The sequence below is a fragment of the Enterobacter sp. K16B genome (genome assembly GCF_020216105.1).
GTDB lineage: Bacteria > Pseudomonadota > Gammaproteobacteria > Enterobacterales > Enterobacteriaceae > Enterobacter > Enterobacter sichuanensis.
This window is the reverse complement of record NZ_JAIWJZ010000089.1, coordinates 1-15,375: the sequence shown is the minus strand read 5'-3', so window position 1 is coordinate 15,375 and position 15,375 is coordinate 1. Positions and strand designations below refer to the sequence as shown.

Sequence of the window (15,375 nt, the reverse complement as noted above, 5' to 3'; positions counted from 1 at the left end):
CCCTCACCCCGGCCCTCTCCCATGGGGAGAGGGAGAACGTCATCCTTTCATCCACGTCCGGATCCCGTCCAGGAACATCTGCGTTGCCATCATCACCAGAATCAACCCCATCAGACGCTCCAGCGCATTCACCCCTTTCTCGCCCAGCAGGCGCAGGAACAGCGACGACTGGAGCAGGATAATAAATGTCCCGCCCCAGGCGATCAGTAAAGCAATCACCAGATGGCTCATCTGATTGGGATACTGATGCGACAGCAGCATCAGCGTGGCCAGAATGGTCGGTCCGGCAACGAGGGGGATCGCCAGCGGCACAATAAACGGCTCTTCACCGGCGGGCAGGCCGCTGCTGCTGCCTTCCGCGCTCGGGAAAATCATCTTAATGGCAATCAGGAACAGAATAATCCCGCCGGAAATCGAAACGGTTTCGGCGCGCAGGTTCAGGAACGCGAGGATCTTTTCACCGGCAAACAGGAAGATAAACATCACCAGCAGGGCGATGAGCAGCTCGCGGATCATGATCGCCCGGCGGCGCTTCGGCTCGGTATGCTTTAGCACCGACATGAAGATCGGCAGGTTTCCCAGCGGATCCATTATCAGGATCAATAAAACCGCGGCGGAAATGATTTCACTCATGTAAATTATCCCTGAAACTCTCTATGGTTATTATGATGATTAGCTCTTTTTCTGATAGCCGGGCAATCATCGATTAATTTCGCTTGCGACTTTGGCAGCATTTTGTAATGTGAAGCATATCCCAGTTCAATACTGGCTTGCACAATCAGCACACACCCCTTGCAGGAAAAAAATGCTATGAAAAACGTTGGTTTTATCGGCTGGCGCGGTATGGTCGGCTCTGTACTCATGCAACGCATGGTTGAAGAGCGCGATTTCGACGCCATCCGCCCGGTCTTCTTCTCCACTTCCCAGCTTGGCCAGGCTGCGCCGTCCTTTGGTGGTTCCACCGGTACGTTGCAGGATGCTTACGATCTGGAAGCGCTGAAGGCACTCGACATTATTGTGACGTGCCAGGGCGGCGATTATACCAACGAAATTTATCCGAAGCTGCGTGAAAGCGGCTGGCAGGGCTACTGGATTGACGCCGCCTCGTCGCTTCGCATGAAAGACGATGCCATTATCATCCTCGACCCGGTTAACCAGGACGTGATCACCGAGGGGCTGAACAAGGGCGTGAAAACCTTTGTCGGCGGTAACTGTACCGTCAGCCTGATGCTGATGTCCCTCGGCGGCCTGTTCGCGCAGGACCTGGTGGAGTGGGTCTCCGTGGCGACCTACCAGGCGGCGTCCGGCGGCGGCGCGCGTCATATGCGTGAGCTGCTGACCCAGATGGGCCAGCTGCATAACAGCGTCGCGACCGAGCTGGCCAACCCGGCGTCTGCGATCCTTGATATCGAGCGTAAAGTCACCCAGCTGACCCGCAGCGGCGAGCTGCCGGTGGATAACTTTGGCGTACCGCTGGCCGGTGGCCTGATCCCGTGGATCGACAAACAGCTGGATAACGGCCAGACCCGCGAAGAGTGGAAGGGCCAGGCCGAGACCAACAAAATCCTCAATACCGCGAACACCATTCCGGTTGACGGTCTGTGCGTGCGTATCGGCGCGCTGCGCTGCCACAGCCAGGCCTTCACCATTAAACTGAAAAAAGATGTGTCTATTCCGACCGTGGAAGAGCTGCTGGCCGCGCACAACCCGTGGGCGAAAGTGGTGCCAAACGATCGCGATATCACCATGCGTGAACTGACCCCAGCAGCCGTAACCGGCACGCTAACCACGCCGGTTGGCCGTCTGCGTAAGCTGAACATGGGGCCGGAGTATCTCTCCGCGTTCACCGTGGGTGACCAGCTGCTGTGGGGTGCCGCCGAGCCGCTGCGCCGCATGCTGCGCCAGCTGGCGTAATAATTTGTTAACTACCGGGGGTGATTTTCACCCCCTTTTTTTGCGTACTACAGGGAGTAAAACGCAGATGTCTTATTTTTTATCAGGAGTCATGTAGAGCGTTGGCTATGCTTTAAGGAAGAGTCATTTCTTACCTGAGGTTAGGACGGGCTGACAGGATGCTCGTTCAGGTCACATTAAAGTCGTCCCGGGCGCTAAAAAGGACGACATAAAAAAACAGGATGAATACCATGTCCGATCGTATTTCGAGAGACGTGATTAATGCGCTTATTGCGGGTCATTTTGCCGACCCCTTTTCTGTGCTAGGGATGCACCGTACTGAGGCCGGGCTTGAAGTCCGTGCGTTGTTACCGGATGCGACGGAAGTCTGGGTGATTGAACCCAAAACCGGCCGCAAGGTGGGTAATCTGGAATGCCTCGATTCGCGTGGCTTCTTCTCAGGCGTCATGCCTCGTCGTAAAAACCCCTTTCGTTACCAGCTCGCCGTCATCTGGCACGGCCAGCAAAACCTGATTGACGACCCCTATAGCTTTGGCCCGCTCTTAAAAGAGATGGATGCCTGGCTGCTGTCCGAAGGGACCCATCTGCGTCCTTATGAAACGCTGGGTGCCCATGCGGATACGATGGATGGGATCACCGGCACGCGGTTTGCCGTGTGGGCGCCCAATGCCCAGCGGGTCTCCGTGGTGGGGCAGTTCAACTACTGGGACGGGCGACGTCACCCGATGCGCCTGCGTCGGGAAACCGGCATCTGGGAGCTGTTTATCCCCGGGGCGCACAACGGGCAGCTCTATAAGTTCGAGATGATCGATGCCAACGGCAAGCTGCGCATTAAATCCGACCCTTACGCCTTTGAAGCGCAGATGCGCCCGGACACCGCCTCGCTGATCTGCGGCCTGCCGGAGAAAGTTGTGCAGACCGAGGAGCGCAAACAGGCCAACCGCTTCGATGCGCCGATCTCCGTCTATGAGGTGCATCTCGGCTCCTGGCGTCGCCACACGGATAACAACTTCTGGCTGAGCTACCGCGAGCTGGCGGACCAGCTGGTGCCGTACGCCAAATGGATGGGCTTTACCCACCTTGAGCTGCTGCCGGTTAACGAACACCCATTCGACGGCAGCTGGGGCTATCAGCCTACCGGGCTGTATGCGCCAACGCGCCGCTTCGGCACGCGTGATGATTTCCGCTATTTCATCGATGCCGCGCACGCCGCCGGGCTGAACGTCATCCTCGACTGGGTGCCGGGCCATTTCCCGGCGGACGATTTCGCGCTGGCCGAGTTTGACGGCACAAAGCTGTACGAGCACAGCGATCCGCGTGAAGGCTATCACCAGGACTGGAATACGCTGATCTATAACTACGGGCGTCGTGAAGTCGCGAACTACCTTGTCGGGAATGCGCTGTACTGGATCGAGCGCTTCGGCATTGACGCCCTGCGCGTGGATGCGGTGGCGTCGATGATCTACCGTGACTACAGCCGCAAAGAGGGCGAGTGGATCCCGAACGAATTTGGCGGCCGCGAAAACCTGGAAGCGATTGAGTTCCTGCGTAACACCAACCGCATTATTGGCGAGCAGGTTGAGGGCGCGGTGACGATGGCGGAAGAGTCGACCGACTTTGCCGGCGTCTCCCGTCCACCGTCAATGGGCGGTCTGGGCTTCTGGTACAAGTGGAACCTCGGCTGGATGCACGACACGCTCGACTACATGAAACTCGATCCGGTTTATCGTCAGTATCATCACGATAAATTGACGTTCGGGATGCTCTACAACTACACCGAAAACTTCATGCTGCCGCTGTCGCACGATGAGGTGGTTCACGGTAAGAAATCTATTCTCGACCGCATGCCGGGCGACGCGTGGCAGAAGTTTGCCAACCTGCGCGCCTACTACGGCTGGATGTTTGCCTTCCCGGGTAAAAAACTGCTGTTTATGGGCAATGAGTTTGCCCAGGGACGCGAGTGGAACCACGATTCCAGCCTCGACTGGCATCTGCTGGAAGGAGGCGATAACTGGCATCACGGCGTGCAGCGTCTGGTCCGTGACCTGAACCTGACCTACCGCCATCACAAAGCGCTGCACGAGCTGGACTTCGATCCTTACGGCTTTGAGTGGCTGGTGGTGGATGACCATGCGCGCTCGGTGTTTGTCTTTGTGCGTCGTGACAAGGCGGGTAACGAAATTATCGTCGCCAGCAACTTCACGCCCGTTCCGCGCCACCATTACCGCTTCGGGATTAATCAGGCGGGTAAATGGCGCGAAATTCTCAACACCGATTCAATGCATTACCACGGCAGCAACGCCGGTAACGGCGGGCTAGTGCAGAGCGATGCCATCGAAAGCCACGGGCGGCCAAACTCCCTGAGCCTGACGCTGCCGCCGCTTAGCACTATCTGGCTGGTGCGGGAGGGCGAATGACGCAGCTTACGGCAGGTAAACCCGAACCGCTCGGGGCGAGTTTTGACGGCAAGGGGGTCAATTTCACCCTCTTTTCCGCCCATGCTGAGCGGGTAGAACTGTGCGTGTTTGACGGTGAAGGTAACGAACACCGTTATGATTTACCTGCCCGCACCGGGGATACCTGGCACGGTTACCTGGCCGGAGGTCGGCCAGGGTTGCACTATGGCTTTCGCGTGCACGGTCCGTGGGAACCCGCGCAGGGACACTGGTTTAACCCTGCGAAGCTGTTGATTGACCCGTGCGCGCGCCGCGTGGACGGTGAATTTAAAGACGACCCGCTGTTCCACGTGGGCTACGGCGAGCCCGACCACCGCGACAGCGCGCCCGTCGCGCCAAAAAGCGTGGTGGTGAACGATCTCTATGACTGGGAAGACGATGCCCCGCCGCACACGCCGTGGGGCAATACCGTCATTTATGAAGCCCACGTCAAAGGGCTGACCTACCTGCACCCGTCGATCCCCAAAGAGATGCGCGGCACCTATAAGGCGCTTGGGCATCCGACGATGGTCGCCTACCTGAAACACCTTGGCATTACCGCCCTGGAACTGCTGCCCGTCGCCCATTTCGCCAGCGAGCCTCGCCTGCAGCGGCTGGGGCTGAGCAACTACTGGGGCTACAACCCACTGGCGATGTTCGCGCTTGAGCCGCGTTATGCCGTCCATCCTGACAAGGCGCGGGACGAGTTTCGCGACGCGGTGAAGGCGCTGCATGCGGCGGGTATTGAGGTCATTCTGGACGTGGTGCTGAACCACAGTGCGGAAAGCGATCTCGATGGCCCGACGCTCTCCATGCGCGGAATTGATAACCGTAGCTATTATTGGATCAGGCAGGATGGCGATTATGAGAACTGGACCGGCTGCGGTAACACCCTCAATCTCAGCCATCCGGCGGTCACGCATTTTGCGTATGAATGCCTGAAATACTGGGTAGACACGTTCCACGTCGACGGTTTTCGTTTCGACCTCGCGCCCGTCATGGGGCGCACGCCGGCGTTCAGCCAGCAGGCGCCGCTGTTTGAGGCGATAAAAAACTGTCCGGTGCTCTCACAGGTCAAGCTCATGGCGGAGCCGTGGGACATCGGTGAAGGCGGCTATCAGGTCGGGAATTTCCCGCCGCTGTTTGCCGAGTGGAACGATCATTATCGCGATGCCGTGCGCCGCTTCTGGCTGGAGCGGAATCTGTCGCTGGGGGAATTTGCCGGACGCTTTGCCGCATCCAGCGATCTCTTTAAGCGTGACGGTAAACGCCCGTCAGCCACCATCAATCTGTTAACGGCGCATGACGGTTTTACCCTCAGGGACTGCGTTTGTTTCAATCAGAAACACAATGAGGCAAACGGCGAAGAGAATCGCGATGGCACTAACAATAACCATAGCTTTAATCATGGTATAGAAGGATTAGGCGGAAGTCTGGATGTTATCGAGCGGCGACGCGCCAGCGTACATGCGCTGCTGACAACGCTTTTATTGTCGCAGGGCACGCCGATGTTGCTGGCCGGCGATGAGCATGGCCACAGCCAGCACGGTAACAACAATGCGTATTGCCAGGACAACACCTTAACCTGGCTCGACTGGGGAGAAGCGAACAGCGGTTTGATCCACTTCACCGCGGCGCTGATCCATCTTCGCCAGCACATTCCCGCACTGACCGCCGACTGCTGGTGGGAAGAGGGTGACGGAAACGTTCGCTGGCTGAATAAAGACGCGCAACCGTTAAGCGCGCAAGAGTGGCAACACGGTGTACCCCGCCTGCAGATCCTGTTGTCGGATCGCTGGCTGGTCACGCTGAACGCGACGGATGATGTCGCAGAGATTGTTTTACCTGACGGGGAATGGCGCGCCGTTCCCCCCTTTGCCGGAGCGGATAATCCGGTAGTAATGGCTGTCTGGCACGGGCCTGCGCACGGAGTGTGCGTATTCCAAAGATGATAAAAAAGGAGTTAGTCATGGTTAGATTAGAGAAGAACGATCCCTTAATGTTGGCACGCCAGCTACCATTAAAAACGGTTGCCCTGATCCTTGCGGGTGGGCGTGGTACCCGTCTGAAAGATTTGACCATCAAGCGCGCCAAACCGGCTGTTCACTTTGGTGGTAAGTTCCGCATTATCGACTTTGCGCTCTCCAACTGCCTGAACTCAGGCATTCGCCGCATTGGCGTCATTACGCAGTATCAGTCGCACACGCTGGTTCAGCATATTCAGCGCGGCTGGTCATTCTTCAGCGAAGAGATGAACGAGTTTGTCGATCTGCTTCCTGCTCAGCAGCGCGTTCACGGGGAGAACTGGTACCGCGGCACGGCGGATGCAGTGACGCAGAACCTCGACATCATTCGCCGCTATAACGCGGAATACATCGTGATCCTCGCCGGGGACCATATTTACAAGCAAGATTACTCCCACATGCTCATCGACCACGTCGAAAAAGGGGCGCGCTGCACCGTGGCGTGTCTGCCGGTGCCCGTTGCTGAAGCGACGGCGTTTGGCGTGATGCACGTGGACGCAGACGACAAAATCATCGACTTCGTTGAAAAACCGGCGAACCCGCCAACCATGCCGGGAGATGACACCAAATCCCTCGCCAGCATGGGGATCTATGTCTTTGATGCCGATTATCTTTATGAGCTGCTGGAAGAAGACGACAAAGACGAAAATTCTAGCCACGACTTCGGTAAAGACATCATTCCGAAAATCACCAAAGCTGGCATGGCGTATGCACATCCATTCCCGTTGTCCTGCGTGCAGTCAGACCCGAATGCGGAACCTTACTGGCGCGATGTGGGAACGCTGGAAGCGTACTGGAAAGCGAACCTCGACTTAGCCTCCGTCACGCCTGAGCTGGATATGTACGATCAAAACTGGCCGATTCGTACGCATATGGAATCGCTGCCGCCGGCCAAATTCGTTCAGGACCGCTCCGGTAGCCACGGTATGACGCTGAACTCGCTGGTGTCCGGCGGGTGCATCATTTCAGGCTCGGTGGTGGTGCAGTCGGTACTGTTCCCCCGCGTGCGGATAAATTCATTCTGTAATATCGATTCGGCAGTCTTGCTGCCGGATGTCTGGGTAGGGCGTTCGTGTCGTCTGCGTCGTTGCGTGATCGACCGTGCCTGCGTCATCCCTGAAGGGATGGTCATTGGGGAGAATGCGGAAGAAGACGCGCGTCGTTTCTACCGTTCGGAAGAGGGGATCGTGTTAGTCACACGGGAAATGTTGCGGAAGCTGCAAATCAAACAGGAGCGATGATGCAGGTTTTACACGTATGTTCTGAGATGTTCCCGTTATTAAAAACGGGCGGTCTGGCAGATGTACTGGGTGCATTACCGGCGGCGCAAATCGCCGGAGGCGTGGATACCCGAGTCCTGCTGCCCGCCTTCCCGGATATCCGGCGCGGTATACCTGATGCGAAAGTGGTGACCCGCCGTGACACGTTTGCCGGACGCATTACCCTGCTGTTTGGGCATTACAACGGTGTAGGGATCTACCTGATCGACGCGCCACACTTATACGACCGACCGGGCAGCCCGTATCACGATACGAACCTGTTCGCCTATACCGACAACGTGTTGCGCTTTGCGCTGCTTGGCTGGGTCGGTGCAGAAATGGCGACGGGGCTGGATCCGTTCTGGCGCCCGGATGTTGTGCATGCGCACGACTGGCACGCCGGGCTGGCCCCGGCGTATCTCGCGGCGCGCGGCCACCCGGCGAAATCGGTCTTCACCGTGCATAACCTGGCCTATCAGGGGATGTACTATGCTCATCACATGAGTGAAATCGATCTGCCATTATCGTTCTATAACATGCATGGGCTGGAATTTAACGGGCAGATCTCGTTCCTGAAAGCCGGGCTCTATTACGCCGATCATATTACCGCCGTGAGCCCAACCTACGCCCGCGAAATTACCCAGCCTGAGTTTGGCTACGGTCTGGAGGGGCTGTTGCGCCAGCGCCATCGTGAAGGGCGCCTGTCGGGCATTCTGAACGGCGTCGACGAACAGATCTGGAGCCCGGAAACCGATCTCCTGCTGGCGTCGCGCTATGGCCGTGATTCGGTGGAAGACAAAGCGGAAAACAAACGCCAGCTGCAGATTGCGATGGGCCTGAAGGTTAACGACAAAGTGCCGCTGTTCGCGGTAGTGAGCCGCCTGACCAGCCAGAAAGGGCTGGATCTGGTGCTGGAGGCGCTGCCCGGTTTACTGGAGCAGGGGGGACAGCTGGCCCTGCTCGGGGCGGGCGACCCGGTACTGCAGGAAGGTTTCCTGGCCGCCGCCGCGGAACATCCGGGGCAGGTGGGCGTGCAGATTGGTTATCACGAGGCGTTTTCGCACCGCATTATGGGCGGCGCGGACGTCATTCTGGTGCCGAGCCGTTTCGAACCCTGCGGCCTGACGCAGCTCTACGGTCTGAAATACGGCACCCTGCCGCTGGTACGCCGCACGGGCGGGCTGGCGGATACGGTATCCGATAGCTCTCTGGAAAACCTGGCGGACGGTATCGCCAGCGGGTTTGTCTTTGAGGACAGTAATGCCTGGTCGCTGCTACGGGCGATTCGGCGTGCTTTCGTCTTGTGGTCCCGTCCATCGCTGTGGCGTTACGTCCAACGTCAGGCGATGTCCATGGACTTTAGCTGGCATGTCGCGGCGCAGTCGTACCGCGATCTTTATCAACGCTTGATGTAACGAGGCGAAGTTACTGATATGAACGCTCCCTTTAGCTACTCTTCACCCACGCTCAGCGTTGAGGCGTTAAAGCACTCCATCGCCTACAAGCTGATGTTCACCATCGGGAAAGATCCGGTTATCGCCAACAAGCACGAGTGGCTGAACGCCACCCTGTTTGCGGTGCGCGACCGCTTAGTGGAACGCTGGCTGCGCTCAAACCGCGCCCAGCTCTCGCAGGAAACGCGACAAGTTTACTACCTGTCGATGGAATTTTTGATTGGCCGCACCCTGTCCAATGCGCTGTTGTCGCTCGGTATTTATGACGACGTCAAAACCGCGCTGGAAGAGATGGGGTTAGATCTAGAAGAACTGATCGACGAAGAGAACGACCCGGGCCTCGGTAACGGCGGTCTGGGGCGTCTTGCCGCCTGCTTCCTCGACTCGCTGGCGACGCTGGCGCTGCCGGGCCGCGGCTACGGTATTCGCTACGACTACGGCATGTTCAAACAGAATATCGTCGACGGGCGCCAGAAAGAGTCACCGGACTACTGGCTGGAGTACGGTAACCCGTGGGAGTTTAAACGCCACAATACGCGTTACAAGGTGCGTTTTGGCGGGCGTATTCAGCAGGAAGGGAAAAAATCCCGCTGGGTAGAAACCGAGGAGATCCTGGCGGTGGCCTACGACCAGATTATCCCCGGCTACGACACCGATGCCACCAACACGCTGCGCCTGTGGAGCGCGCAGGCCAGTAGCGAAATCAACCTCGGTAAATTTAACCAGGGTGACTACTTCGCGGCGGTGGAGGATAAAAACCACTCCGAGAATGTGTCCCGCGTGCTGTACCCGGACGACTCGACCTATTCCGGTCGCGAGCTGCGCCTGCGTCAGGAATATTTCCTCGTCTCCGCGACGATTCAGGATATCCTCAGCCGCCACCATCAGCTGCACAGAACCTACGCCAATCTGGCGGAGAAAACCGCGATTCACCTCAACGACACCCACCCGGTGCTCTCCATTCCGGAACTGATGCGCCTGCTCATTGACGAGCATAAGTTCAGCTGGGACGACGCCTTTGAGGTGACCTGTCAGGTGTTCTCGTACACCAACCACACGCTGATGAGCGAAGCGCTGGAGACCTGGCCGGTGGATATGCTGGGCAAGATCCTGCCGCGCCATCTGCAGATTATCTTTGAGATTAACGACTACTTCCTCAAGACCCTGCAGGAGCAGTACCCGAACGATACTGGACTGCTGAGCCGGGCATCCATCATTGATGAATCCAACGGCCGCCGCGTGCGCATGGCCTGGCTGGCGGTGGTGATCAGCCACAAGGTGAACGGGGTATCTGAGCTGCACTCAAACCTGATGGTGCAGTCGCTGTTTGCGGACTTCGCGAAGATCTTCCCGACGCGCTTCTGCAACGTTACCAACGGCGTTACGCCGCGCCGCTGGCTGGCGCTGGCTAACCAGCCGCTCTCTGAGGTGCTGGACGAGAATATCGGCCGCACCTGGCGTACCGATTTGAGCCAACTGAGCGAGCTTGAACAGCATATTGATTTCCCGACGGTGAATAAGGCCGTGCGCGAAGCCAAGCTGCTGAACAAAAAACGGCTGGCGGTCTGGCTGGCGCTCCACCTCAACGTGGTGGCCAACCCGAAAGCGTTGTTCGACGTGCAGATCAAACGCATCCACGAATACAAGCGTCAGCTGATGAACGTGCTGCACGTGATCACCCATTACAACCGCATCAAGGCCGATCCAACGGCGGAATGGGTTCCGCGCGTGAAGATCTTTGCCGGTAAGGCGGCCTCCGCCTATTACATGGCGAAGCACATCATTCATCTGATCAACGATGTGGCGAAGGTGGTAAACCAGGATCCGGATATTGGTGACAAGCTGAAGGTGGTGTTTATCCCGAACTACAGCGTCAGCCTGGCGCAGCTGATCATCCCGGCGGCGGATCTCTCTGAGCAGATCTCCACCGCGGGAACGGAAGCCTCCGGCACCAGTAACATGAAGTTTGCCCTCAACGGCGCGCTGACTATCGGTACCCTGGACGGGGCGAATGTCGAGATGCTGGAGCATGTGGGGGAAGACAATATCTTTATCTTCGGTAATACGACGGAAGAGGTGGAGGCGCTGCGCCGGAAAGGCTACTCGCCGCGTGAATATTACGAAGAGGATGAAGAGCTACGTCAGGTGCTGACGCAGATTGCGACCGGCGTGTTTAGCCCTGAGGAGCCGGGCCGTTACCGCGACCTGGTGGATTCGCTGATTAACTTTGGTGACCACTACCAGGTACTGGCAGATTATCGCAGCTATGTGAACTGTCAGGACAGGGTGGACGAGCTGTACCGTCAGCAGGAGAAGTGGACCAGTGCCGCGATGCATAACATCGCCAATATGGGGTATTTCTCGTCTGACAGGACCATCAAGGAGTATGCCGAGACGATCTGGCATATTGATCCGGTGCGGTTGTAAAACAAAGCCGGGTGGCGGCTACGCCTTACCCGGCCTGGTCGATCCCGTAGGCCCGGTAAGCGGTAGCGCCACCGGGCTTTTTTTCACATCAAGACGCCAGCGACAGCTCACGCTTCCCCGCATGCTGCAGCAACCACTGCGCCACGCGGGACTGCTGTTCGGCGTTAAGCCACATCCCTTCTTTGGTACGACGCCAGATGGCATCGTCCAGACGGCGAACCCATTCGTGTTCGACCAGATAACGCAGCTCGGCTTCGTACAGCTCGTGACCGAAATGTTCGCCCAGATCGGCAAGCGCTTTCGCGTCACCCAGGAGCAGTTCGGTGTTGCTGCCGTAGGTGCGGGCATAGTGGCGTGCCATCCCCTCGGTGATGAACGGGAAGCGACGACGCAGCTTCGCGGCGTAATCATCGCGGTTGCCGCCAATATCACCGCCGGGCAGTACCGCGTCTTTGGTCCATGCCGGGCCAATGCCTTTGTAGTACGGTGCCAGTTTTTCCAGCGCGTGCTCGGCCAGCTTACGGTAGGTGGTGAGCTTACCGCCAAACACCGACAGCAGCGGCGCCTGGCCGTCTACGTCGTGAATATCAAGCGTATAGTCGCGGGTGATGGCCTGCGGGGAATCCGATTCATCATCGCACAGCGGACGCACGCCGGAGTAAGTCCAGACCACATCATCGCGCGACAGCTGTTTCTTAAAGTGCGCATTATACACTTTCAGCAGGTAGTTAACTTCGCTCTCGTCGATCTCAACGTTTTTCGGATCGCCTTTGTACTCCACGTCGGTGGTGCCGATGATCGAGAATTCGTCCATCCAGGGGATGACGAACACAATGCGCTTGTCTTCGTTCTGCAGAATGTAGGCCTGTTTCTGGGTATGCACGCGCGGCACCACAATATGGCTGCCTTTGATCAGGCGAATGCCGTACGGGGAGGGCAGATGCATGCCGTCGTCAAAGAAATGTTTCACCCACGGACCGGTGGCGTTCACCAGGCCGCGCGCTTTCCAGCTGAATTTCTCGCCGGTATCGATATCTTCCGCTTCGACAATCCACAGGCCGTTTTCACGGCGGGCGGCGGTGGCACGGGTGCGGGTTTTCACCTCGCCGCCTTTCTTCTCGACCATCTGCGCATTGGCCAGCACCAGGCGCGCATCGTCTACCCAGCAGTCGGAATATTCGAAACCGCGCACGATTTCAGGTTTAAGGACCGATTCTGAGCCAAAACGCAAACCGGTCGAACCCGGCAGGCTGGTACGTTTACCCAGATGATCGTACATAAACAGACCGATTCGGATCATCCACGCCGGACGCAGATGCGGGCGATGGGGCAGGCGGAAGCGCATCGGAATCGCCAGATGCGGCGCCATTTTTAACAGCACTTCACGTTCAGCCAGGGCTTCACTGACCAGGCGGAATTCGTAGTGTTCCAGGTAGCGCAGGCCACCGTGAATCAGTTTGGAGCTGGCGGACGAGGTCGCACAGGCGAGATCGTTAGCTTCCAGCATCAGTACGGATAAGCCGCGTCCTGCGGCATCGACCGCAATACCGGCACCGTTGATGCCACCGCCTATCACAATCAGATCTTTGGTTTCCATAACACCCTCACGCACTTTCGTTAAAGCTCAGAAATGTTCGATATCGCTCATAATAGCAAAGGAACGCGCTTTTGGTAACATCAAAAAAACAATTTAGAGTGATATGGATAACATAATGGCGTTTACCCGCCGCCAGGACGTACACTACGCGGTAAAATCATGTCGCCGACCACTGTAAAGAGAACACCATGGATCAGTTTGAATGTATTAACGTAGAAGAAGCCCACCAGAAGATGCACCAGGGAAAAGCGGTGCTGGTGGACATCCGCGATCCGCAGAGTTTTGCGATGGGCCACACGCCAGGCGCGTTCCATCTCACCAATGACACGCTGGGCGCCTTTATGCGCGATAACGACTTCGACACGCCGGTGATGGTGATGTGCTACCACGGCAACAGCAGTAAAGGCGCGGCGCAGTATCTGCTTCAGCAGGGTTACGAGGCGGTATACAGCGTCGATGGTGGCTTCGATGCCTGGCATCGCCATTTCCCGGCGGAAGTGGAATACGCTTTTGGGCGCTGATCCCCCTATACTGTCCCCTTTTGTGTGGAAATAAGCGACCGCTGCCCATGTTGATGATCACCTCTTTTACCAACCCGCGCGTCGCCCAGGCGTTTGTCGACTATATGGCGACGCAGGGCGTTATTCTGACCATCCAGCAACATACACAGACCGACGTCTGGCTGGCCGATGAGAGCCAGGCCGGGCGGGTAAACGAGGAGCTGGCGCGTTTTCTGGAAAACCCTGGTGACCCGCGCTATCTGGCTGCAAGCTGGCAGTCGGGTCAGACCGGTAGCGGATTGCACTACAGCCGCTTTCCCTTTCTTGCCACCATTCGCGAGCGCGCAGGCCCGTTTACGCTGCTGCTGATGGCGGCCTGCATTATCGTCTTCATTATCATGAATGTGGTGGGCGACCAGAGCGTCATGATCGCCCTGGCGTGGCCGTATGACCCGTCTCTGGATTTTGACGTCTGGCGCTACTTTACCCACGCGCTGATGCACTTCTCGGTGATGCATATCCTCTTTAACCTGCTCTGGTGGTGGTATCTCGGCGGTGCCGTGGAGAAGCGTCTGGGCAGCGGGAAGCTGATCGTTATCACCATTATTAGCGCCCTGCTGAGCGGCTACGTGCAGCACAAATTCAGCGGCCCGTGGTTTGGCGGGCTCTCCGGCGTGGTGTACGCCCTGATGGGCTATGTCTGGCTCAGGGGGGAGCGTGACCCTGAAAGTGGCATCTATCTGCAGCGCGGATTAATAACCTTTGCGTTAATATGGCTTATTGCCGGATGGTTTGATCTGTTTGGTATGTCTATCGCCAATGGTGCGCACGTCACCGGGCTGGCCGTTGGGCTGGCGATGGCCTTTGCCGACACGCTCCATGCGCGAAAACGAACATAATTCTCAGGGATAATTGATGAAACAAACACAACGCCATGACGCCATTATCGAACTGGTAAAAAAACAGGGATACGTCAGCACCGAAGAGCTGGTTGAGCAGTTTGCCGTCAGCCCACAAACCATCCGTCGTGACCTGAACGACCTGGCCGATCAAAACCGCATTCTGCGCCATCACGGTGGGGCAGCGCTGCCGTCCAGCTCGGTCAACACCTCCTGGCACGACCGCAAAGCCACGCAAACGGCAGAAAAAGAGCGCATTGCCCGTAAAGTGGCCAGCCAGATCCCCAACGGGGCGACGCTGTTTATTGATATCGGCACCACGCCGGAAGCGGTGGCCCATGCCCTGCTGGATCACGAGAACCTGCGCATCGTGACCAACAACCTGAACGTGGCCAATACCCTGATGCAGAAAGACGATTTCCGCATTATTCTCGCCGGCGGTGAACTGCGCAGCCGCGATGGCGGGATTATCGGTGAAGCGACGCTCGATTTTATCTCTCAGTTCCGTCTCGACTTCGGCATTCTCGGGATTAGCGGCATCGACAGCGACGGCTCGCTGCTGGAATTTGATTACCACGAAGTACGCACCAAGCGGGCGATCATTGAAAACTCGCGCCACGTGATGCTGGTTGTGGATCACTCGAAGTTTGGCCGTAACGCGATGGTCAACATGGGCAGCATCAGCATGGTGGATGCGGTCTATACCGACGTGATGCCGCCGGCGGGCGTTATGCAGGTGATTAAAGATAATAATTTGCAGCTGGAACTGTGCTAACGGTTGTGTCGGGTGGCGCTGCGCTTACCCGACCTACCAATTGTTCTCCCTCTCCCTGTGGGAGAGGGCCGGGGTGAGGGCATCAGGCCGC

At 57.5% G+C, this 15,375-nt stretch carries 11 protein-coding genes; 9 read left to right on the top strand and 2 right to left on the bottom strand.

Annotation, left to right across the window (positions count from 1 at the left end; genetic code table 11):
- Positions 1 to 39: 39 nt before the first annotated feature.
- Entirely contained in the window at positions 40 to 633 is a 594-nt protein-coding gene (gene yhgN, locus LDK53_RS16290) for an NAAT family transporter YhgN (RefSeq protein ID WP_025759646.1), read from the bottom strand.
- Positions 634 to 810: 177 nt separating this feature from the next.
- Here yhgN and asd point away from each other — a divergent pair, with 177 nt between their 5' ends.
- The 6 genes from asd to glgP all read left to right on the top strand — a co-directional run bounded on the left by asd (position 811) and on the right by glgP (position 11,513).
- A complete protein-coding gene (gene asd / locus LDK53_RS16285; RefSeq protein ID WP_047959626.1) occupies positions 811 to 1,914 on the top strand; it encodes an aspartate-semialdehyde dehydrogenase in 1,104 nt (367 codons plus the stop codon).
- 230 nt (positions 1,915 to 2,144) lie between these two features.
- Positions 2,145 to 4,331, top strand: coding sequence for a 1,4-alpha-glucan branching enzyme (glgB, locus tag LDK53_RS16280; protein ID WP_155031831.1), 2,187 nt, complete (start codon positions 2,145 to 2,147; stop codon positions 4,329 to 4,331).
- Positions 4,328 to 6,301, top strand: coding sequence for a glycogen debranching protein GlgX (glgX, locus tag LDK53_RS16275; protein ID WP_225287582.1), 1,974 nt, complete (start codon positions 4,328 to 4,330; stop codon positions 6,299 to 6,301). Before glgB ends, glgX begins: the two co-directional genes overlap by 4 nt.
- Before the next feature lie 17 nt (positions 6,302 to 6,318).
- Positions 6,319 to 7,614, top strand: a complete 1,296-nt coding sequence (glgC, locus tag LDK53_RS16270) for a glucose-1-phosphate adenylyltransferase (RefSeq protein WP_008503066.1) — start codon at positions 6,319 to 6,321, stop codon at positions 7,612 to 7,614.
- Positions 7,614 to 9,047 carry a glycogen synthase GlgA gene (gene glgA, locus LDK53_RS16265; protein WP_025759652.1) on the top strand — a complete coding sequence of 478 codons (1,434 nt, stop codon included), beginning with the start codon at positions 7,614 to 7,616 and terminating at the stop codon, positions 9,045 to 9,047. The genes glgC and glgA overlap by 1 nt, the downstream gene beginning before the upstream one ends.
- An 18-nt stretch (positions 9,048 to 9,065) precedes the next feature.
- Positions 9,066 to 11,513, top strand: a complete 2,448-nt coding sequence (glgP, locus tag LDK53_RS16260; protein WP_225287581.1) for a glycogen phosphorylase — start codon at positions 9,066 to 9,068, stop codon at positions 11,511 to 11,513.
- An 88-nt stretch (positions 11,514 to 11,601) separates the two neighbouring features.
- Here glgP and glpD read toward each other — a convergent pair whose 3' ends face one another.
- Positions 11,602 to 13,110 carry a glycerol-3-phosphate dehydrogenase gene (gene glpD / locus LDK53_RS16255; RefSeq protein WP_225287580.1) on the bottom strand — a complete coding sequence of 503 codons (1,509 nt, stop codon included), beginning with the start codon at positions 13,108 to 13,110 and terminating at the stop codon, positions 11,602 to 11,604.
- Positions 13,111 to 13,298: 188 nt separating this feature from the next.
- Here glpD and glpE point away from each other — a divergent pair, with 188 nt between their 5' ends.
- Genes glpE through LDK53_RS16240 form a run of 3 tightly spaced genes read left to right on the top strand, consistent with a single transcriptional unit; the run spans position 13,299 to position 15,284 of the window.
- The gene (glpE, locus tag LDK53_RS16250; RefSeq protein WP_225287579.1) at positions 13,299 to 13,631 is read left to right on the top strand and encodes a thiosulfate sulfurtransferase GlpE; all 333 of its coding nucleotides are present in this window, start codon (positions 13,299 to 13,301) and stop codon (positions 13,629 to 13,631) included.
- 47 nt (positions 13,632 to 13,678) lie between these two features.
- Entirely contained in the window at positions 13,679 to 14,509 is an 831-nt protein-coding gene (glpG, locus tag LDK53_RS16245; protein ID WP_025758124.1) for a rhomboid family intramembrane serine protease GlpG, read from the top strand.
- A gap of 16 nt (positions 14,510 to 14,525) precedes the next feature.
- Entirely contained in the window at positions 14,526 to 15,284 is a 759-nt protein-coding gene (locus LDK53_RS16240; RefSeq protein WP_025758123.1) for a DeoR/GlpR family transcriptional regulator, read from the top strand.
- Positions 15,285 to 15,375 lie beyond the last annotated feature (91 nt).

What these genes read in the sequence shown, in the direction of transcription:
- glpE (WP_225287579.1), top strand. Translation starts at nt 13,299, where the DNA reads ATGGATCAGTTTGAATGTATTAACGTAGAAGAAGCCCACCAGAAGATG.
- glgX (WP_225287582.1), top strand. Translation starts at nt 4,328, where the DNA reads ATGACGCAGCTTACGGCAGGTAAACCCGAACCGCTCGGGGCGAGTTTT.
- glgC (WP_008503066.1), top strand. Translation starts at nt 6,319, where the DNA reads ATGGTTAGATTAGAGAAGAACGATCCCTTAATGTTGGCACGCCAGCTA.
- glpG (WP_025758124.1), top strand. Translation starts at nt 13,679, where the DNA reads ATGTTGATGATCACCTCTTTTACCAACCCGCGCGTCGCCCAGGCGTTT.
- glgB (WP_155031831.1), top strand. Translation starts at nt 2,145, where the DNA reads ATGTCCGATCGTATTTCGAGAGACGTGATTAATGCGCTTATTGCGGGT.
- LDK53_RS16240 (WP_025758123.1), top strand. Translation starts at nt 14,526, where the DNA reads ATGAAACAAACACAACGCCATGACGCCATTATCGAACTGGTAAAAAAA.
- glpD (WP_225287580.1), bottom strand. Translation starts at nt 13,110, where the DNA reads ATGGAAACCAAAGATCTGATTGTGATAGGCGGTGGCATCAACGGTGCC.
- glgA (WP_025759652.1), top strand. Translation starts at nt 7,614, where the DNA reads ATGCAGGTTTTACACGTATGTTCTGAGATGTTCCCGTTATTAAAAACG.
- yhgN (WP_025759646.1), bottom strand. Translation starts at nt 633, where the DNA reads ATGAGTGAAATCATTTCCGCCGCGGTTTTATTGATCCTGATAATGGAT.
- glgP (WP_225287581.1), top strand. Translation starts at nt 9,066, where the DNA reads ATGAACGCTCCCTTTAGCTACTCTTCACCCACGCTCAGCGTTGAGGCG.
- asd (WP_047959626.1), top strand. Translation starts at nt 811, where the DNA reads ATGAAAAACGTTGGTTTTATCGGCTGGCGCGGTATGGTCGGCTCTGTA.